We start from the raw sequence: 15,938 nt of genomic DNA, 5'->3' as shown, positions 1-15,938 counted from the left end.
CGACCTCGCGAACTGCTCCTTGCGGGCAGGGTTTTTACCACAGAGAATCACCGGGACAGCGGTAGTCGATCATCGAGAACAAGCACATTGTGATCGACCGATCTCGCCAGTAGCACGCAGAACGGGGCGCTGTCATGCCGATGATCGTGGAGTTGCACGCTAACTCATCCGGTCGCATCTATGACCAACAGGCCCGCCGAATTAGAATCCATAAGGATTGTCCGCCCAGTCCCGAAAATGACTTGAACGGTGAGAAAAATTCGCCTCCCCGTCAATCTTGAGAACACGGATGGAGCTGACACGTGCGCAGGAATCGTCAAGTCGACCGAGCTCCGCTGGCGCCCGGAGCCGTCCCGGTGCTCGGGCACGCGCTGCGGCTGCTGCGGGATCCCCTGCCCTGGCTTGATGCCTGCCGACAGACGGGTCCCCTGGTGCGGGTGCGGATGGGGCCGCGCTCAGCGCACCTGGTGTGCTGCCCGCACCTGGTGCACGAGCTGTTGATGAACCGGTCCTTCGACAAGGGCGGCCCCTTGTTCGACAACGCCCGGGAACTGCTCGGCAACGGGCTGGGGACCTCCACCCGGGAGGATCACCTGCGGCAGCGCCGGTTGATGCAACCGGCTTTCAGTCCGTCCCACATAGCGGCTTACGCGGCCGTGATGCGCGAAGAGATCGCCGGTCTGACCGACTCCTGGAAAGGGGACGGCGCGGTCGACCTCTTTCCCGATCTGATGTCCCTGACCATGCGCGTGCTGATTCGCACCCTGCTGCCCACCGCCGACCCCCAGGAAGCCGAGCACCTCAGCACCCAGATCCGGTTCCTGATGGCTGGCCTCTTGTTCCGCATCGCCGTGCCCTCGCAGGTGTTGCGTCAGCTTCCCGTCCCGGGGAACCGGCGGTTCAACCGTGCTCGCGCCGAGGCCTTCGCCGGTGCGGAGCGCATCGTCGCGGCCGCCCGTGCCCATCCGGAGCGCGGCGGATTGCTGGCCGCGCTGATGGACACCGGTGCCGCCGAGGACGGTTTCACCGACGAGGACCTGCGCGACCAGGTGATGACCATGTTCGTCGGGGGCACCGAGTCCACGGCCACGACCGTGGCGTGGCTGTTCCACCTGCTCACACTGCACCCGCAGGTCGAGGAGAGGCTCCACGCGGAACTGGACGCGGTCCTGGCCGGGCGGGTCGCCACCGCGGAGGACCTGCCGCGGCTGCCGTTCACGCGCAACGTGCTGCAGGAGACGCTGCGGCTGTACCCGGTGGGATGGCTGCTGACCCGGGTCAGCGTCACCGACGTCGAATTCGGCGGGCATCGGTTTCCCGCCGGTGCCGACTTCCTGTTCAGCTCCTACCTGCTGCACCACGATCCCGCCTCGTTCCCCGCCCCCGAGCGTTTCGATCCCGACCGGTGGGACACCCCGCTCTCCGGCGACGCCCGCCACGCCCACATCCCGTTCAGCACCGGACGGCGCAAGTGCATCGGCGACACCTTCGCCCTGACCGAGGCCACCATCATCCTCAGCGCGATCGCCGCCCACTGGCGGCTACGCCCGGCACCGGGCAGCCGCGTCCGACCGCATATCGGCGCCGCCCTCGCACCACGAGGCCTGCGACTGGTCACCGAGCCCCGAACCCCCACCCGGCGCGGTTGAGCGGCCTGCGATGCTCCCCTGGCCTTCCAAGCGCCCCAGAAATGGGACACCGCTCTGCTCACTTGGTGCTGGGCCAGTTGACGCGGATCTGGCCGGGCCAGTGGCCGGTCTCGGGAAGGCCGCTCGGATCAGGCGGACCAGGACGTCCTGATGGTGTCGGCGTTGTCGCGCAGGAAGTCCTCAAGCGTGCGAGCTGGGCGACGGGTGAGGTCGGTGACCGCGGTCGTGGTCGGCGCGAGCCTGCCCTGGGCGACCTCGGCGAACAACCCGGCCACGTCGTGGGCGAAGTGCGCGGGCAGCCCGAGTGCGGTGAGCCGGGTGGCGAAGGCGGACGCGGGCAGGTCGACGTAGCGGATCTCCCGACCCGCCACCTTCGACAGTTTCGCCGCGATCTCGGTGTGGGTGAGTGCCTCCGGTCCGGTGAGGACGAACGTCTCGCCGTGCCTGGGGTCCTGGGTGAGCAGGGTGGCGGCGCAAGCCGCGATGTCCGCACAGTCCACATAGGACACCCGGCTGCCGCCGTACGCGCCGAGGATGTGGCCGTGTTCGGTGAAGACCGCGGCTCCTGTCAGGAAGTTCTGCATGAATCCGCTCGGTTGCAGGACGCTCCAGCCGAGCCCGGACGCCTTCAGGTGTTCCTCGATGAGCCAGTGCGCGCCCTCGGCCAGTTTGCCGCCCTCTCGCGCGTGCCACACCGAGAGCTTCACGACGTGGTCCACGCCCGCCTTGGCGGCCGCGTCGATCACCGTGCGCTGCTGGCGCACCATCGGTTGTTCGCCGTCGGCGGGCTGAGCACCGCCCGCGTTGAGGAAGACCCGGTCGACGCCTGTCAGCGCCGCCGCGACCGAGTCCGGGTCATCGAGGTCGCCGACCACGTACCGGCAGCCGAGTTCCTCGCCCTTGGCCGGATCGCGCACGAACGCGGTGACCTCCGCGCCGCGCAGCTGGTGGAGGAGGTGGCGGCCGATGCTGCCGGTCGCGCCGAAGACCAGGATCATCACGATCTCCCGTTAAACTGAGGGTGGCTCGAGTACTTAAGTCGAGGGTACCTCGAATTAACCGGGAGGCAAGGGTGAGCCGTCGGCCGAGAGCGGACGCACGTCGCAACCACGACCGCTTGCTCGCGGAGGCGGACGCGGTGTTCCGCGAGCAGGGCACCGGTGCGTCGTTGGAGGGCATCGCACGGCGGGCGGACGTCGCGGTCGGCACGCTGTACGGCCACTTCCCGAACCGGAGGGCACTGGTCGGTGCCGTGCTGCGGGAGCGGAACGAAGCGCTGTTCGACGCGGGCGAGGCGCTGGCGGGAAAAGCACCCGAGGAGGCGCTGCGCCAGTGGGTCGACCTGGTGGTCAGCCACGCCGCAACCTACCGGGGGCTCGCTGAACTCCTGGCGGACGGCATCGACGACGAAGCGTCCGAGCTCCACGCATCCTGTACGCGGATGGCCGACATCGGAGAGCAGATCGTCTCGCGCGCGATCGAGGCAGGGACTGTGCGACCGGATGTGACCGCGGCGGACGTCTTCACGTTGATGAACGCCGGTGCTTGGACCCGCGAGCACGCGTCTGCGGAACAGGCGGCGCGGCTCGTCTCCTACACCATCGACGGGCTGCTCGTGAGCGACCGTTCCCCACAGGGGGCGGTCTGAGGGACGGTGGACCCGGCAGGAAAGGTGTCACTGCCGGGCCCACCGTGGTCATGGCCTTGAGCGGGCGTGAGACCCGGACGTCGCGCTATTTGACGCTGCTACTGCCGCGTCAATCGTCGTCACCGTCATCGCCGCTGTCGCCGGTGCCGATTCCGACACCGATCCCGACGCCGAGGCCGATGCGCAGTCCCAGGCCGATCCCGATGCCGTTGGAGGGGCGACGGTTCCAGCGGTGGTGCCAGCGGTCGCGGATCCACCGGTCGTGGACCCAGCGGCCGTCGCGGAGCAGGCGGGCGTCTTGCTTGCCGGAGGTCGTCGTGCCCTGAGAGTGCGCGCCGACGGAGTTCGTCTGGGGCGCGGTGCCGGCGTTACCGGTGCCCGCGACGAAGGGCAGCAACACGGCCGTCGAGAGTGCGACGACGAGGCCGCGTCCTGCCATGCGAACGGTTTTCACCACGTTCTCCTTCTCCAGTCACATTACCGGGATTCCTGATCGCATCCACGGAGGATGCCGAACGACAATGAAATACCCGCCATTCCTGACTTCAAAGGAGTTCGCCGTCAGTCAATGGGGTTGCACCGGTCGTGGAAGCGGCTCGCGTGGCTGACGGCGTGTTGTGCGGTTCAAACCTTCTCGACCGGAGCCGTTGCGTGACCGTTCTGGCCCAGTCCCTCACTCCGTCGGCCGCATCAGGGCATCTGCCTGACGCCTTGGCGCTGGTCATGTCACTCGTACGACAGAGAGGCGTCTCGGTGCGGCGACGCAAGCACGGGACGGTTCTCTCCATTTCGAGTGATTTGTCTTTTCGAGCGCTTGGGTGACAGAAACGTGGCTATTGGTACCAGCGTCGAGATCGGCCGTGGCGGAGGTTCGGATGAGCAGCACGGTAGGTATTCGTGGCAGGGCGAGCCTGAACGGAGAGGCTGGCCGCGTGATCGCTGAGGCGGAGTTCGCGCTCGCCGCTGTCGGGCCGGAGTCGCTGACCCAGCGCCTGTTCGCGGCCAGGTCGGCGTTGCGCACGTGCGCCGATGCCGCCGAGGAGTTGTTCGAGTGCCGGTACACCACCGCGGTCGGGGACCTGGTGAACCTCACGCGAACCGCGCAGCGGCTGGTCGAGGTCTCCGTGCACGACCTTCTCGCGAGCCGCGTTTTCACCGTCTCGGCGCCCGGTGCCGCGCATTGCTGGGACGCGCAGACGGTGCTTCGACGCGTCGCGGTTCCGTTGCTGCGCCTGGGAAACATCCTGTGGGCCACCACGGACAGCCCCCGCATCCACTACGTGAGCGAACAGCTCCAGCGAGTCGCGGGCCAAGCGCTCGCGCTCACGACCAGGACATGGTGACCCATGAACAGCACGATCCGAACGACCCTCGCGGCGCTGCTCGCGGTCACGTTCACCTCGGTGCTCTCCACACCCGGCCATGGACACGAGCTCGCCGCCGACGCGGCTGCCGGCGATACCCCGATGGGGTCGCAGATCGCCAAGCACGAGGGCGTTTCGCCGCAACGGCCACGCACCCACGAGGAGGTCCCGATCGATCCTCGCACCGGGGCGTCCGTCGCCGGGATCGACGTCAGCGGACACCAGCGGGCAGTCGACTGGGCGGCGCAGTGGAACGCGGGCAAGCGGTTCGCCTACGTCAAGGCCACCGAGGGCACCGGGTACAAGAACCCGTACTTCGCCCAGCAGTACAACGGTTCCTACAACATCGGCATGATCCGCGGCTCGTACCACTTCGCGTTGCCGAACAAGTCCAGCGGCGCCGTCCAGGCGAACTACTTCGTCAACAACGGCGGCGGCTGGTCCCGGGACGGCAAGACCCTGCCCGGCGCCCTGGACATCGAGTACAACCCCTACGGCGCAACGTGTTACGGCCTCAGCCCGTCCGCGATGGTGTCCTGGATCAAGGACTTCTCCAACGCCTACCACAAGCGCACGGGCCGCTACCCGGCGATCTACACCAGCACCAACTGGTGGTCGAAGTGCACGGGCAACGGCGGTGACTTCAGCAGCACCAACCCGCTGTGGGTGGCGCGCTACAACACCGAGGTCGGTCCGCTGCCGCACGCGTGGTCGGTGCACACGATCTGGCAGTACTCCGAGAAACCGATCGACCAGAACGCATTCAACGGCTCCTACCAACGACTCCAGCTGCTGGCGCGAGGCTGACGTAGGGAGGGCGTTGCAGTGGTTGCACCGCATCGGTTTCGAAGCCGGGAACCTGAGCTGACCCAGCTTCTGTGGTGCGCGGGGTGGCAGGCAACCGCCGCCTCGTGGCGACATCGGCCCGACTCAAGACGACGTGTCGAATTCTCGCGAAAGGCTTGTCCGGTGTCCCCGGTCGGCGCTATCCCTGTCCTGACCGGGGATGGGGGATGTGTGACTGGGTGGCGCGGCCTTGTGGCCCTTGCGGTGGTGGCTCTGAGTCTCGGTGGGTGCGCCGAGACGACTGTGGTTCCGGACAAGGCGGCGGCACAGCCGGAGGACGCGGCCATCTGGGCGAGCACGCAGCTCGATCCGTGCAAGCTCATCAACCACACAGCGTTGACCGCCTTCCAAGCCAGCGAGCCCTACCTGGTCAGCCCACATCTGTGCGCGGTTGACGCCGCCACGGCGAGCACCCCCGCGAGCCAGGTCCTTGTCGGGGTTCGGAGCGGGTTCGACCATGCGGAACGACGCTACGCGGAGCCGTTGACGGTGGGCGGGCTCATCGCCTACCAGGTGGTCGAGGTCTACCCCGAGGAATCCACATGCCGGGTCAGCCTGCCGCTCTCCCCGACCGTCGCACTCCAGATCCGCACCCCCGCGGACGAACCGTCGCTCGCCGGCTGCACCCTGGCACGCGCGGCGGCGGCCGTTGTCGCGGAGGCGATGAAGAACCCGGGCGCGTTGGTACGACAGCCTCGCAAGGGACTGTCCGAATGGGACCTCTGTGTGCTGACGCAGCGCGCCCTGGGTGTGAGCACCGCACCGAGGAAGATCAGTGCCTCGACCGAGGACGAGTGCTCCACCGCAGGAGAGAAGGACGCCATCACCGTGTCGACCGGCTTCGGCCGTGATCCGGTCACGCTCCTCCAGGGCCAGCAGGGCTTCACGACCGCTCAGCTCGACGGCGTGCAGGGCGTCCAGGGTGAGCGAGACGGTCGCTGCCACGTCAACTGGGCTCAGGACAGCGTTCCTGGCGCGCGGCCGGAACTCGGTTTCCTTGTGGTCCTCGCCTCGGCACCGACGTGTCCGAACGCCCTCGACACCGCGAACAGACTGCGATCGGCACTGCCCGGCGCACCTCCCACCGCGCCTCGCGTCCCGCTGACACTGGGCTTCCCCACCGGCTCCCGCGACGAGCCGACCGACCCGGAGTGCCAGGTCCTCATTGAAGTGACCCCGCAGACCTGCCGAGCTGCCAGAGCGATGCCCGCCCACCTCGGGGTCCAGGCCAATCTCACTGCGGCCGGGCAGCCGGACGCGGTGGACGCGGCCTGCGCGCTGCTCGCCGAGGGCATCCGCGCGATCGGCACCGCGGAGCCTGTCGTGGTGGCTGACACGAACCACTGCGTCGGCGGCCACAAGGACTTCTCGGTCGGCTTCTACCTCGCTGTCCGCCCACTGTCCCCGGGAGCCGCCATGTGTGCCGAGCCGGGCAGCAAAGCGATCACCGTCGCGGGGCGGCCGGCCCTGTTGTGCAAGGACACCGACAGCTACAGGCAGCTCGTCATCGCCCTGCGCGGTTCGCTGCAGAGCAAGGCGGCGTTGGTGATCTCCGGCGGGTTGAACACCCCGCGCGGGATGTTCGGTGACGTGCCCCGGGACGCCGAGCGCACGAAGCTGGTCGACAAGGTCGCCGAACACATCCTCACCAAGTACCTCAGCAGCGAGTAGCAACAACTGCTCCCGGCGACGAGCTGTGCCGCTGCCCGGCCAGGCCCGCCATCGCGGCGGCCAGGCAGCCGAATCCCGCTGTGCTCACCAAGGCGCGCAGGAGGTTCCAGAGGACCCATGCGTTCTCGAATCGGGCGCGTGCGGTCGCGTGGTCGTCACCGGCGCTTTCCAGTGCGTTGTTGAGTGGGATGTTCGCTGCTCCGGTGATGACCACCATCGCCAGCAGGCACGCGAGTCCTGCGACGAGCCAGGGCAGTGACCGCGTTCCCCGGCTGAGGAGCGCCGCGACGGCCGTCAGCAGTGGTGCGCCGAGGAAGGTCAGCATGAACACGGGGTTGACGATCGCGATGTTGATCCCGCGCATCGCTTCGACGAACGTCCGGTCGTCACTGCGCGCCAGGCCCGGCATCACCGAGCAGGCGTAGGCGTAGAACAGCCCAGCGATCAGCCCGGTCAACAGCAGCGCGGCCACCAGCACCGCGCGCGATGCCGGGGCGGCGGGTCGGCGTTCGGTCATCTTCGTGCTCGTGCCCACGCTCAGACGCTGGTTCCGGTGGCGGGCACGTGCTGCGGCTTGGCGGCCGTGTTCTTGAAGGCGAACCAGAGGAGTCCGACCAGCATCAGCACGCCATGCGCGATCCGCATCGGCGCTGGCGTGAAGAACTGCGGCAGGAACAGCACGAAGCCCGCCGCGAACAACACCGCGCTGCGGTCCTTCACCGCCACCAGCACCGCGCCCACCGCGAGCGCCAGCAGTCCGATGCCGAAGAGCGTGACCGCGAAGGCGTTGTAGCGCAGCGTTTCCGCCACCGCGAGCAGGTCGCTGTCGTGGCTTGCCGCCGCGAACAGCCCGAAGTCCTCGGCGCCGTAGTACGGCAACACCAACCCGGCGCCGAGCCACATCACGATCGTCGGTGTGGTCCCGAGCCGCTCCCGCAGACCGAGCAGGGCGATCGGCACGAGCACGAACCCGAGCATCGCGACGAGGTGCGCGAGCACCCATGCCGTCGACCCCATCGCCGCGCGGGCTCCGTCCACGGTCGTCTCGTCGTGCCAGGGCCGCAGAACCGGGTACAGCAGGAACAGCAGTCCGGAAAGGACTAACAACCATCTAGACATCGAGCTCTCCAGCCTTTTTCGGAAGCACCGCCGTGATCAGCTGTGCGTAGGTCTCATCGAGGTCCTCGGGCAATCCGAACCCTCCGTTCGCCTCAAGGGAGGCGAACCCGTGCGCCACCACGCGAAGCCGCCGGACGGCTTGAACTGCCTGTGATTCGGTGAGCGCGTAGTCGCGCAACGCGGCCAGCACCACGCCGATGAGCCTCCCGCCGGCGTCGGCGAGAGCTGGCTCGTGCAACGGATCCAGTGGCATGACCGCATACCGGCGCGGGTGGTCGAGCACGTAGTCGCGATAGGCGTGCATGAGCGCGATCACGGCGTCGTCGCCGCTGCGGCCGAGCACCGCCGCGGTGAACCGATCGGTCATGTCCTCGAGCACCCGCGCCCCGATCAACGTCCGCAACTCCCCCAGGCCGGCCACGTGCTTGTAGAGCGAGGGCGCGGCCACCCCGACCTTCTGCGCGAGCGCGGCCAACGTCAGGCCTTCCACACCTCCTTCGTCGATGAGGTCGAGAGCGGCGCTCACCACCGCCCGGGTCGACAGTCCCGCCCTAGGCACCTTGGCTACCTTGCATGCCCAAAAAGCTAAGCCCCTTAGCTTTGGCTGTCAAGGAACAGCCACGGGTACAAGGCGTGGCGGAGGTCGCTCGACCGCCTCGGTGGCGAGGCCTACCGGGGTGATGCCGTGGTCGGAGCCGGGCAGTTCGCGTAGTAGTGGCGCACGTTGTACCGAGAAGTGATCAGGCCCCAGTCGTAGAACCCGCGCTGCATCATGCGCATCGCTTCGAGGAACCGGAGGACTTCGGGGCCGGCGTCCTTCGCCACGGCTTCTTCGGCGTTGAGGTAGTTCGCGATCTCGTCGTTGTGGCGGCGGGCGGCTTCGTCGATGGCGTCTTGCTCGCTGTACCCGTGGTGCCGGAAGAGGCTGGCGGGGAGATTGAGCACGGTGGCGTCAGAAGAACCGCTCTCCTTGCCGTAGGAGAAGATGTCGTTGCACCAGGAGTTGATGTTCGCCGTCATTGCCCGCAGCTGTCGAAGCCGGGGATGGTGGTAATCGTTGGCTGTCACTTCGTAGCCGGCGGCGATGTCTTGAAGGGCGAGGCCTGCCGGGGTGGCGCTGGTCATGCGACGGCCGATCACGTACTCGTCGGGCGTGGGCAGAGTTCCGGCCGCGTGATGTCCGGCTTCCCATTGCATGCCTTGGAAGAAGTAGCTCATCTCCGCGACGAGCCGCGTGTACTGCGCTGGTGTCGCGCGTTCTGCGACAACTCCGAAGAGGTCGGCGGCAGCGGCGGCGATCTGGTGGCAGAAGTCCCGCGCGGGGCCGCTCATGTTCTCGGTGGCGGCCTGCCCCATCGCCAGATGAGCGCGATCGGTGGGGTTGTCGCAGAGCTCTCGCATCCAGGCGGTGAACGCGGCGAGCTTGCCGAGGTCTTTGCCGAAGGCGGCAGTATCGGTGACGAAGTCGTCCATGACGAACATCCACCCGTAGAAGTCGGCGACCACGCGCAGGCCCGCGCTGTCGGCTGCCGCGTACTCCTCCCCGACCAGTCCCGCGAAGCCGGTGCGCAGGAACGCCTCGTGGACTTTCGGGCTGCGGATCAGGCCGTGGCCGTCAAGCCAGCCGAGCATGTGCTGCTCGGCTTCGCCCGTCTCCGGGTGGACTCGACGGGGATAGGGGTAGGTGAGTACCGGAAGGGAGAACTTCGCGGTGCCGGTCATGCGATCGATCCTCACTCGCCGTAACGGCGCTGCCGTTGGCCGTACCAGTGCAGTGCCAGCTCGAAGTGCTTGCTCTCGAAGTCGGGCCACAGGGTCTCGGTGAAGTACAGCTCGGCGTGGGCCGCTTGCCAGAGCATGAAGTCGGACAGTCGTTGTTCGCCCGCGGTGCGGATCAGCAGGTCGATGTCCGGCTGTCCGGCGGTGGAGAGACCTCGCGCGAGGCGCTGCTCCACCTCGGCGGCGTCCGGATGCGCGGTCCGGGCGTCGGTGAGCAGTGCACTGGCCGCCGCGGCTATGTCGCTTCTGCCGCTGTAGGCCACCGCCACGTTCAACACGGCCCCCGCGCAGTCCGCGGTGCCGCGCTCCACTTCCCGCACGATCCGGGCCACCTCGGCGGGCAGGTCGGCCGTCGACCCCAGGAGGCGGATTCGCCAGCGTCGCGTTTCCGCCATCGCGACCAGTTCGGTGGCCACAGCCTGCGCGATCACCTGTACCGATGGCGCTCCGCGCCGCAGGTTGTCCCTGGACAGGGCCCACACCGTCACGAAAGGAATTTGCGCGTCGTCGCAGGCGATCATCAATTCCCGCACCCGCGCGGCACCGAGACGATATGCCTTCACAGCCGGTGCGTCATGCATTTCGGCCCAGCGCCGATTGCCGTCCAGGATTACCGCTACGTGCTGGGGCACAGGGAGCAGCCGGTCGGCGTTCACCAAAGGTAAGACGTTTTCGGGATGGCGCGGGACGTCGCCCGCTACGACGTGGTCATGGTTGGGCACGATCGCCTCTTTCGGGGCAGCGACCGTCCCCCGACGTGATGGTCGTGGTGGCGTTGTCGTCGGTCGAAGGCGCTGTCGGTGTGCCTGACGGCGTTGTCGTCGCGATCGCTCGCGCGCTCACGCGCATCCGGAACTTGGCCGGGCGCATGGCGACGGCGAGGACGGAGCGCAGGGGCTGGTCGGCGCGGGTGTGCGGCTGCCAGCGCCGAACCACCGTGGCCAGCGCGAGAACGGCTTCGGTCATCGCGAAGCTCTGTCCCGGGCAGACCCTTGGCCCCGCGCCGAAGGGGAGGTAGGCGCTGCCACGGTCCTTCGGCGATCTGTCCGCCCATCGGCCCGGGTCGAACCGGTGCGGCTCAGGGAACTGGCTGTCGAGGTGGTGGAGCAGGTACGGGCTGTAGATGAGATTGGTTCCCTTGCGCAGCAGGTGACCACCGAGTTCGGTGTCCGCGGCCAGGGTCCTGGTGAACATCCAGCCCGGCGGGTACAAGCGCATCGCTTCGGTCACCACACGAGTGGTCGTGACCAGCTCGGGCACGTGTTCGTAGTGGGCGGTGCCCTCGGTTACCACCCGGTCCACTTCGGCCTGTGTCTGTCGCAACACCTCCTTGTGCGTCGACAACAGCAACAGTGCCCAAGCCAGTGCGCCCGCGGTGGTTTCGGAGCCCGCGATGAAGAACACGACGATCTGGTTGTAGATTTCTTCGTCGTTCAACTGGGTGCCCGTGCCGGTGGTCATGTCGTCGTCTCGCGCTGCCAGCAAACTCGACAAGAGATCGTCGTAGTTCCGGTCGCTGCTCCGACGTTGCGCGATGATGCGGGTGACGGTCTGCCGAAGTCGCATTCTCGCATTGCGATAGCGACGACCGCCGGGCAAGGGAAGCCACCGTGGCAGCGGCTGCCACAACATCTGTTGGTACAGGCCACGCGCGATAGTCATGAAATCATCGAGCGTCTGATCGAGAATGGCCGGTTCCACGCTGTCGGAGAACATCGCCGCGAGGAAGCTCCGGGTGGTGACGCGCAGCATCTCCTGTGTCACGTCAATGTCGGCACCATCGGCCCACCGGCCGATCACGGCCTCGACCTCCGAGGTCATCGCGGCGGCGTACCCGGGCATGCGGTTGGGGTGGAAGGCGGGCTGGACCAGTCGGCGTTGCCGCCGATGTTCACCGTGAGCAGCGGTGAAGATGTTGTCACCCAGCATCGCGCGAATGGCGTCGTAGATCGGACCGCCCTTGTCGAACACGCGATCGTTGCTCAGCACGTGATGGGTCAGGGCGGGATCGCAGATGGCAATCATGCTCAGTGGGCCGAGACGGACTCGAACCAGGTCACTTTCCAGCGTGGACAGCGACTTCAGGAACGACCACGGGTCTCGCAACAAGGTGATCGCGTGGCCGATGAGAGGCAGCGCGCCGGGCGCTGTCGGAATGCCACGGCCTGTGTCCGGCTTCGCGGACCGGCCGATCTTCGAACGTTCGCCCCGTGCTGCGCCCATCGCCGCATCGTAGTCTCAACGACTCCGCACAAAGCAAACCCACGGCGTTTCATCGCCCCTTCGCACAAGCGAGTCCACCTACGTGAGTCACCCTCATTTATCGGTCGCGGAGATCGTTAGTGGCGAAGCAAGAACCCCGGCCGCCGGCAACGAGTCCCTTTTGTCCGGAAAGCTCGCTCGACGGAGAAGCCTCGCGGCTCAGAGGGTCGAACAATGTTTCGACCGGCGCGAACGGCCGTGCTCTCGATCACCCGGACCGCGAGCGCGATTGCGGCGGTGGTCCGGGCAGCTCGGCGGTGGCTGTCGGGGGCAAGGCGTTGCGGGTGCGTCGGTGGAAGGCCACGAGTGCGATCGCGGCGACAGCGGTGAACCACGCGAGTTGGATGCCGAGGCCGCGCAGTGGTGTGGAGGTGGAGAACGCGCCGGCGGTGGCGGCTTGGACGGCGCCGTAGACGGGGAGGTAGGGCACGAAGGGGCTGTCGGCGCCGGAGCTGATGAGGGGGTTCTGCAGCACGATGTCGACGACGCTGATCATCATGATGGCGAACATGCCCTCGACCTCCTTGTTGAGCAGGGAGCCGAAGGTGACCCCGAGCGCGCCGTAGGTCATGGCGGCGCTGAAGAGCGCGGTGGCGACCAGCAGGGGTTGTCGTGGCGGGGTCCAGGCCCAGATGGCCGCGGTGGCGTAGGCGACGACGCCGATGCTGATGAGCGCGAGGGCGGCGAGCTTGGCCAGGGCGAGGTGGGTGCGGGGGTAGCCGGCCATGGCGAGGCGGCGGTCGAAGCGGCCGCTGGCGAAGGCGGCGGCGAACATCATGAAGCCGGTGATCATGCAGACGGCGTTGAGGGCTCCGGAGATCTGGGTGAGCTCGTTGCCGTGCGGGGTGAGCAGTTCTCCGGTGGCGGCGAGCCGGAAGGGCACGGGCGCGTGCGGGATCGCCAGGTGGATGAGGGAGACCCACGCGGGGAGGAACAGGGCGACCAGGACCATGGCGAAGCGGTTGCGGGCGTGCTCGATCAGCGCGCACCGGGTGGCGGTGGCGAACCAGGTGAGTTGCTGTCTCATTCCGATGTCCCGGTGTGCGCGTCGAGCACGCCTTCGCGCAGCTGCCAGAGTTCGTCGAGGCGCTCGGCGTCGTGGGCGAGGTGGGAGACGGTCAGCACCGAGCGCCCGGCATCGCGCAGCTTCGTGGCGAGCTCCCAGAACCGCTGGTAGGTGTCCCAGTCGAACCCCTGGTAGGGCTCGTCCAGCAGCAGGACCTGCGGGTCGTGCATGAGTGCGAGGGTGAGGTTCAGCTTTTGCCTGGTCCCGCCGCTGAGCACGCCGGCTCGTTCGTCGAGGTAGGCGGCGAAGTTCAGCGTCTCCATGATCTCCTCGGCGCGGCGCAGGTCCGCGAGGCCGAAGGCGGTCTTGAAGAACTCCAGGTGCTGGCGGACGGTGAGGGAGTCGTTGAGCACGACCTCCTGCGGGCAGTACCCGATGCGTCCGCCGTGGTGGACGGTGCCGCGGTCGGGTCGCAGCTCGCCGGAAAGGATCTTCAGCAGCGTGGACTTGCCCGCGCCGTTCTCGCCGACGATCCCGGCGAGCACTCCGGGCTGGAGTTCGATGCTGATGCCGCGCAGCACCACGCGTCGGCGGTAGGAGTGGTGCACGTCCCTCACCCGCATCGGTAGCGGTATTCGGTGCGTTCGGGGTGCAGCACCATGTGGGTGGGCAGCGAGCTGGCGGCGGGGTGCTGGACGCCGTTGTAGCGCGGCGTGGTCATGGACCAGGCCAGGTTCCCGGCGAGCACGTGCCGCCAGCAGTGCACGTACTCGGCGGTGTGGCGGTGTGCTTCGCGGTCGGCCAGTGCGGCGAAGTTCCGCTCGGCGCTGGTGATCCGCTCGCACACGACGTCGACGGCGGCCTGGGGTGTCATGCCTTGGGTGGCGATGAGCACGCTGACGGCGTTCTTGCCTTCTCCGGCCTGGGTTTCCTTGCGGTAGGAGAACAGGTCGTTGACGAACAGCGCGTGCTCGTAGCAGGTGGTGAGCAGCTCCTCCAGGAACGGAGACGCCCGAAGCTCGCTGAGATCGACGTCCGCGCCGTGGTCGATCATCACGCGGATGGCGTCGAAGCCGAAGTCCGGCCGCCGGAGCTGGAGGTAGGAGTCGAGGTCGTCCCAGCCGGAGTCCGTGGGCGCCATGCTGTTCGCCCACTGTTCGACGCCGAAGAGCAGTTGGGCGAACAGGTGGGGCCCGAGGGCGTGCCGCGCGCGCCGCATGCCGCGTGCGAGGACCTCCAGCTCCGGCTTCGACTCAGTCGACGCGTGGCCGGTGCGCAGGCTCGCGAAGTACGCGGCGAGTTCGGTGTGCGGGTCGACTTCGAGCAGGTCGTCGAGCCCGCCGAACAGCGACAGCAACAGCGCCACGTCCAGCACGCGTTCCGCTGGTGCGTGCGGAAGGATGTGCAGGCACTGCTCGACGGCTGCGCGGGAACTGGCGCCGGGGCGGCCGATCCACTCGTCGTACTCCGCGCGCACCCAGGATGCCTGGGGATGCACGGATGCGGATCCGAAAAGTGTCTCGGGCAGGCACAGGGCCAGCTCCACGCCGACTGCCGGGACTGCTCGTTGGAGGGCGCCGCTCATGACGGTACCGTTGTGGCGTAGCGGTATTCGGTGCGTTCGGGGTGCAGCACCATGTGGGTGGGCAGCGAGCTGGCGGCGGGGTGCCGGACGCCGTTGTAGCGCGGCGTGGTCAAGGACCAGGCGATGTTGCCGCCCAGCACCTGTCGCCACCAGCGCACGTACTCGACGACATCTGCACGCAGCTCAGGACCGTCCCGGGTGAGCAGTCGGGCCTGCGTGCCGAACGCGTTCTCGGCGGCGGTGATCCGCTCGCACACCGCGTTGATCGCGTCCTGGGGTGTCATGGCCTCGGTGGCGACGAGCACGCTCACGGCGTTCCTGCCGTCTCCGGCCTGCTTTTCCTTGCGGTAGGAGAACAGGTCGTTGACGAAGAGCGCGTGCTCGTAGCAGGCGGTGTGCAGATCATCGAGCAGCGGCGAGCTCTCCAGGTCGGTGAGATCGACACCGGCGCCGTACTCCGAGGCCACGCGCATGGCGTCGAAACCGAAGTCCTGCCGTCGAAACCGGAGGTAGGAGTCGAGGTCGTCCCAGCCGGAGGCCGCGGCGGCCCCGGATGCCACGCACAGCGCCCACTGTTCGAAGGCGGTGACGACCCGGGGGTACAGCTGTGGCCCGAAAGCCCGTCGCGTGCGCTCCACCACGCGCCCGAACTCCAGCAGGTTCGGGCTGCCGTCGGCCGGCGAGCGGCCCGCGCGGATGACGGCGACGTAGGCGGCGAGCCCGGTGTGGGGATCGGCCTGTTCGAAGAGGTCGTCGACCCCGGTGAACATCGTGGTCAGCAACGCCAGCTCCAGCACCCGTTCCGCGGGCACGTGCGGCGCGATGTGCAGGCACGCCTCGACCACGTCGCCGGGGCGCTGCCCGGACCACTGCTCGTGCTGCGCGCGCACCCACGCGCCGTCGGGGTGCACGGACGCGGCTCCGAAGAGAGCGCTCGGCAAGGGCAAGGCCAGTTCCACTCCGCTCCTCACTGAACGGCGTCGTGCGAGGACGCCGGAGCGTAGCAAGA

Annotated in this window: 17 protein-coding genes; 5 read left to right on the top strand and 12 right to left on the bottom strand. The window is 67.9% G+C overall.

From position 1 onward, the window contains the following. The first annotated feature begins 302 nt into the window (after positions 1 to 302). Positions 303 to 1,649, top strand: a complete 1,347-nt coding sequence (locus tag ABD798_RS02575; protein ID WP_344870822.1) for a cytochrome P450 — start codon at positions 303 to 305, stop codon at positions 1,647 to 1,649. A 128-nt stretch (positions 1,650 to 1,777) separates the two neighbouring features. On the opposite strand, the gene ABD798_RS02570 is transcribed toward ABD798_RS02575, so the two are convergent. After that, complete coding sequence (locus ABD798_RS02570; protein ID WP_344870821.1) at positions 1,778 to 2,647, bottom strand: NmrA family NAD(P)-binding protein; 870 nt, start codon at positions 2,645 to 2,647, stop codon at positions 1,778 to 1,780. A 74-nt stretch (positions 2,648 to 2,721) separates the two neighbouring features. On the opposite strand from ABD798_RS02570, the gene ABD798_RS02565 reads away from it, so the two are divergent. Continuing rightward, positions 2,722 to 3,297, top strand: coding sequence for a TetR/AcrR family transcriptional regulator (locus tag ABD798_RS02565; RefSeq protein ID WP_344870820.1), 576 nt, complete (start codon positions 2,722 to 2,724; stop codon positions 3,295 to 3,297). A gap of 109 nt (positions 3,298 to 3,406) precedes the next feature. Here ABD798_RS02565 and ABD798_RS02560 read toward each other — a convergent pair whose 3' ends face one another. Next, entirely contained in the window at positions 3,407 to 3,751 is a 345-nt protein-coding gene (locus ABD798_RS02560; protein ID WP_344870819.1) for a hypothetical protein, read from the bottom strand. Positions 3,752 to 4,172: 421 nt separating this feature from the next. Between ABD798_RS02560 and ABD798_RS02555 the strand changes: the two genes are divergently transcribed. The 3 genes from ABD798_RS02555 (at position 4,173) to ABD798_RS02545 (ending at position 7,178) form a co-directional block, all read left to right on the top strand. Then, on the top strand, positions 4,173 to 4,640 hold the full coding sequence (locus tag ABD798_RS02555; protein WP_344870818.1) for a hypothetical protein: 468 nt from the start codon (positions 4,173 to 4,175) through the stop codon (positions 4,638 to 4,640). Between the two features lie 3 nt (positions 4,641 to 4,643). Further along, positions 4,644 to 5,468 carry a lysozyme gene (locus ABD798_RS02550; protein WP_344870817.1) on the top strand — a complete coding sequence of 275 codons (825 nt, stop codon included), beginning with the start codon at positions 4,644 to 4,646 and terminating at the stop codon, positions 5,466 to 5,468. Between the two features lie 282 nt (positions 5,469 to 5,750). Continuing rightward, positions 5,751 to 7,178: a hypothetical protein gene (locus ABD798_RS02545; RefSeq protein WP_344870816.1), complete on the top strand. Its 1,428-nt coding sequence runs from the start codon at positions 5,751 to 5,753 to the stop codon at positions 7,176 to 7,178. Here the strand turns inward: ABD798_RS02545 and ABD798_RS02540 are convergent. The 10 genes from ABD798_RS02540 to ABD798_RS02495 all read right to left on the bottom strand — a co-directional run bounded on the left by ABD798_RS02540 (position 7,165) and on the right by ABD798_RS02495 (position 15,888). Beyond that, a complete protein-coding gene (locus ABD798_RS02540; RefSeq protein ID WP_344871083.1) occupies positions 7,165 to 7,695 on the bottom strand; it encodes an anthrone oxygenase family protein in 531 nt (176 codons plus the stop codon). The genes ABD798_RS02545 and ABD798_RS02540 overlap by 14 nt on opposite strands. Before the next feature lie 20 nt (positions 7,696 to 7,715). Next, positions 7,716 to 8,297 carry a hypothetical protein gene (locus ABD798_RS02535; protein WP_344870815.1) on the bottom strand — a complete coding sequence of 194 codons (582 nt, stop codon included), beginning with the start codon at positions 8,295 to 8,297 and terminating at the stop codon, positions 7,716 to 7,718. Further along, on the bottom strand, positions 8,290 to 8,856 hold the full coding sequence (locus tag ABD798_RS02530; RefSeq protein ID WP_344870814.1) for a TetR/AcrR family transcriptional regulator: 567 nt from the start codon (positions 8,854 to 8,856) through the stop codon (positions 8,290 to 8,292). The genes ABD798_RS02535 and ABD798_RS02530 overlap by 8 nt, the downstream gene beginning before the upstream one ends. Before the next feature lie 110 nt (positions 8,857 to 8,966). Further along, a complete protein-coding gene (locus ABD798_RS02525) occupies positions 8,967 to 10,019 on the bottom strand; it encodes a terpene synthase family protein (protein ID WP_344870813.1) in 1,053 nt (350 codons plus the stop codon). 11 nt (positions 10,020 to 10,030) lie between these two features. Then, positions 10,031 to 10,798: a polyprenyl diphosphate synthase gene (uppS, locus tag ABD798_RS02520; RefSeq protein WP_344870812.1), complete on the bottom strand. Its 768-nt coding sequence runs from the start codon at positions 10,796 to 10,798 to the stop codon at positions 10,031 to 10,033. Then, positions 10,785 to 12,299 (bottom strand): cytochrome P450, encoded by a 1,515-nt coding sequence (locus ABD798_RS02515; protein WP_344870811.1) that lies wholly within the window; start codon positions 12,297 to 12,299, stop codon positions 10,785 to 10,787. The genes uppS and ABD798_RS02515 overlap by 14 nt, the downstream gene beginning before the upstream one ends. Before the next feature lie 247 nt (positions 12,300 to 12,546). Further along, the gene (locus ABD798_RS02510) at positions 12,547 to 13,365 is read right to left on the bottom strand and encodes an ABC transporter permease (RefSeq protein WP_344870809.1); all 819 of its coding nucleotides are present in this window, start codon (positions 13,363 to 13,365) and stop codon (positions 12,547 to 12,549) included. After that, positions 13,362 to 13,967 carry an ABC transporter ATP-binding protein gene (locus tag ABD798_RS02505; RefSeq protein WP_344870808.1) on the bottom strand — a complete coding sequence of 202 codons (606 nt, stop codon included), beginning with the start codon at positions 13,965 to 13,967 and terminating at the stop codon, positions 13,362 to 13,364. Before ABD798_RS02505 ends, ABD798_RS02510 begins: the two co-directional genes overlap by 4 nt. Continuing rightward, positions 13,958 to 14,929, bottom strand: a complete 972-nt coding sequence (locus tag ABD798_RS02500; protein WP_344870807.1) for a terpene synthase family protein — start codon at positions 14,927 to 14,929, stop codon at positions 13,958 to 13,960. Before ABD798_RS02500 ends, ABD798_RS02505 begins: the two co-directional genes overlap by 10 nt. After that, on the bottom strand, positions 14,926 to 15,888 hold the full coding sequence (locus ABD798_RS02495; RefSeq protein WP_344870806.1) for a terpene synthase family protein: 963 nt from the start codon (positions 15,886 to 15,888) through the stop codon (positions 14,926 to 14,928). Before ABD798_RS02495 ends, ABD798_RS02500 begins: the two co-directional genes overlap by 4 nt. Positions 15,889 to 15,938: the final 50 nt, after the last annotated feature.

Origin of the sequence: Allokutzneria multivorans (assembly GCF_039537405.1) — a bacterium.
In the GTDB taxonomy this organism is placed as follows: Bacteria; Actinomycetota; Actinomycetes; order Mycobacteriales; family Pseudonocardiaceae; genus Allokutzneria; species Allokutzneria multivorans.
Note: the sequence above shows the minus strand (reverse complement) of the source record. Positions and strands in the feature narration are given on the sequence as shown.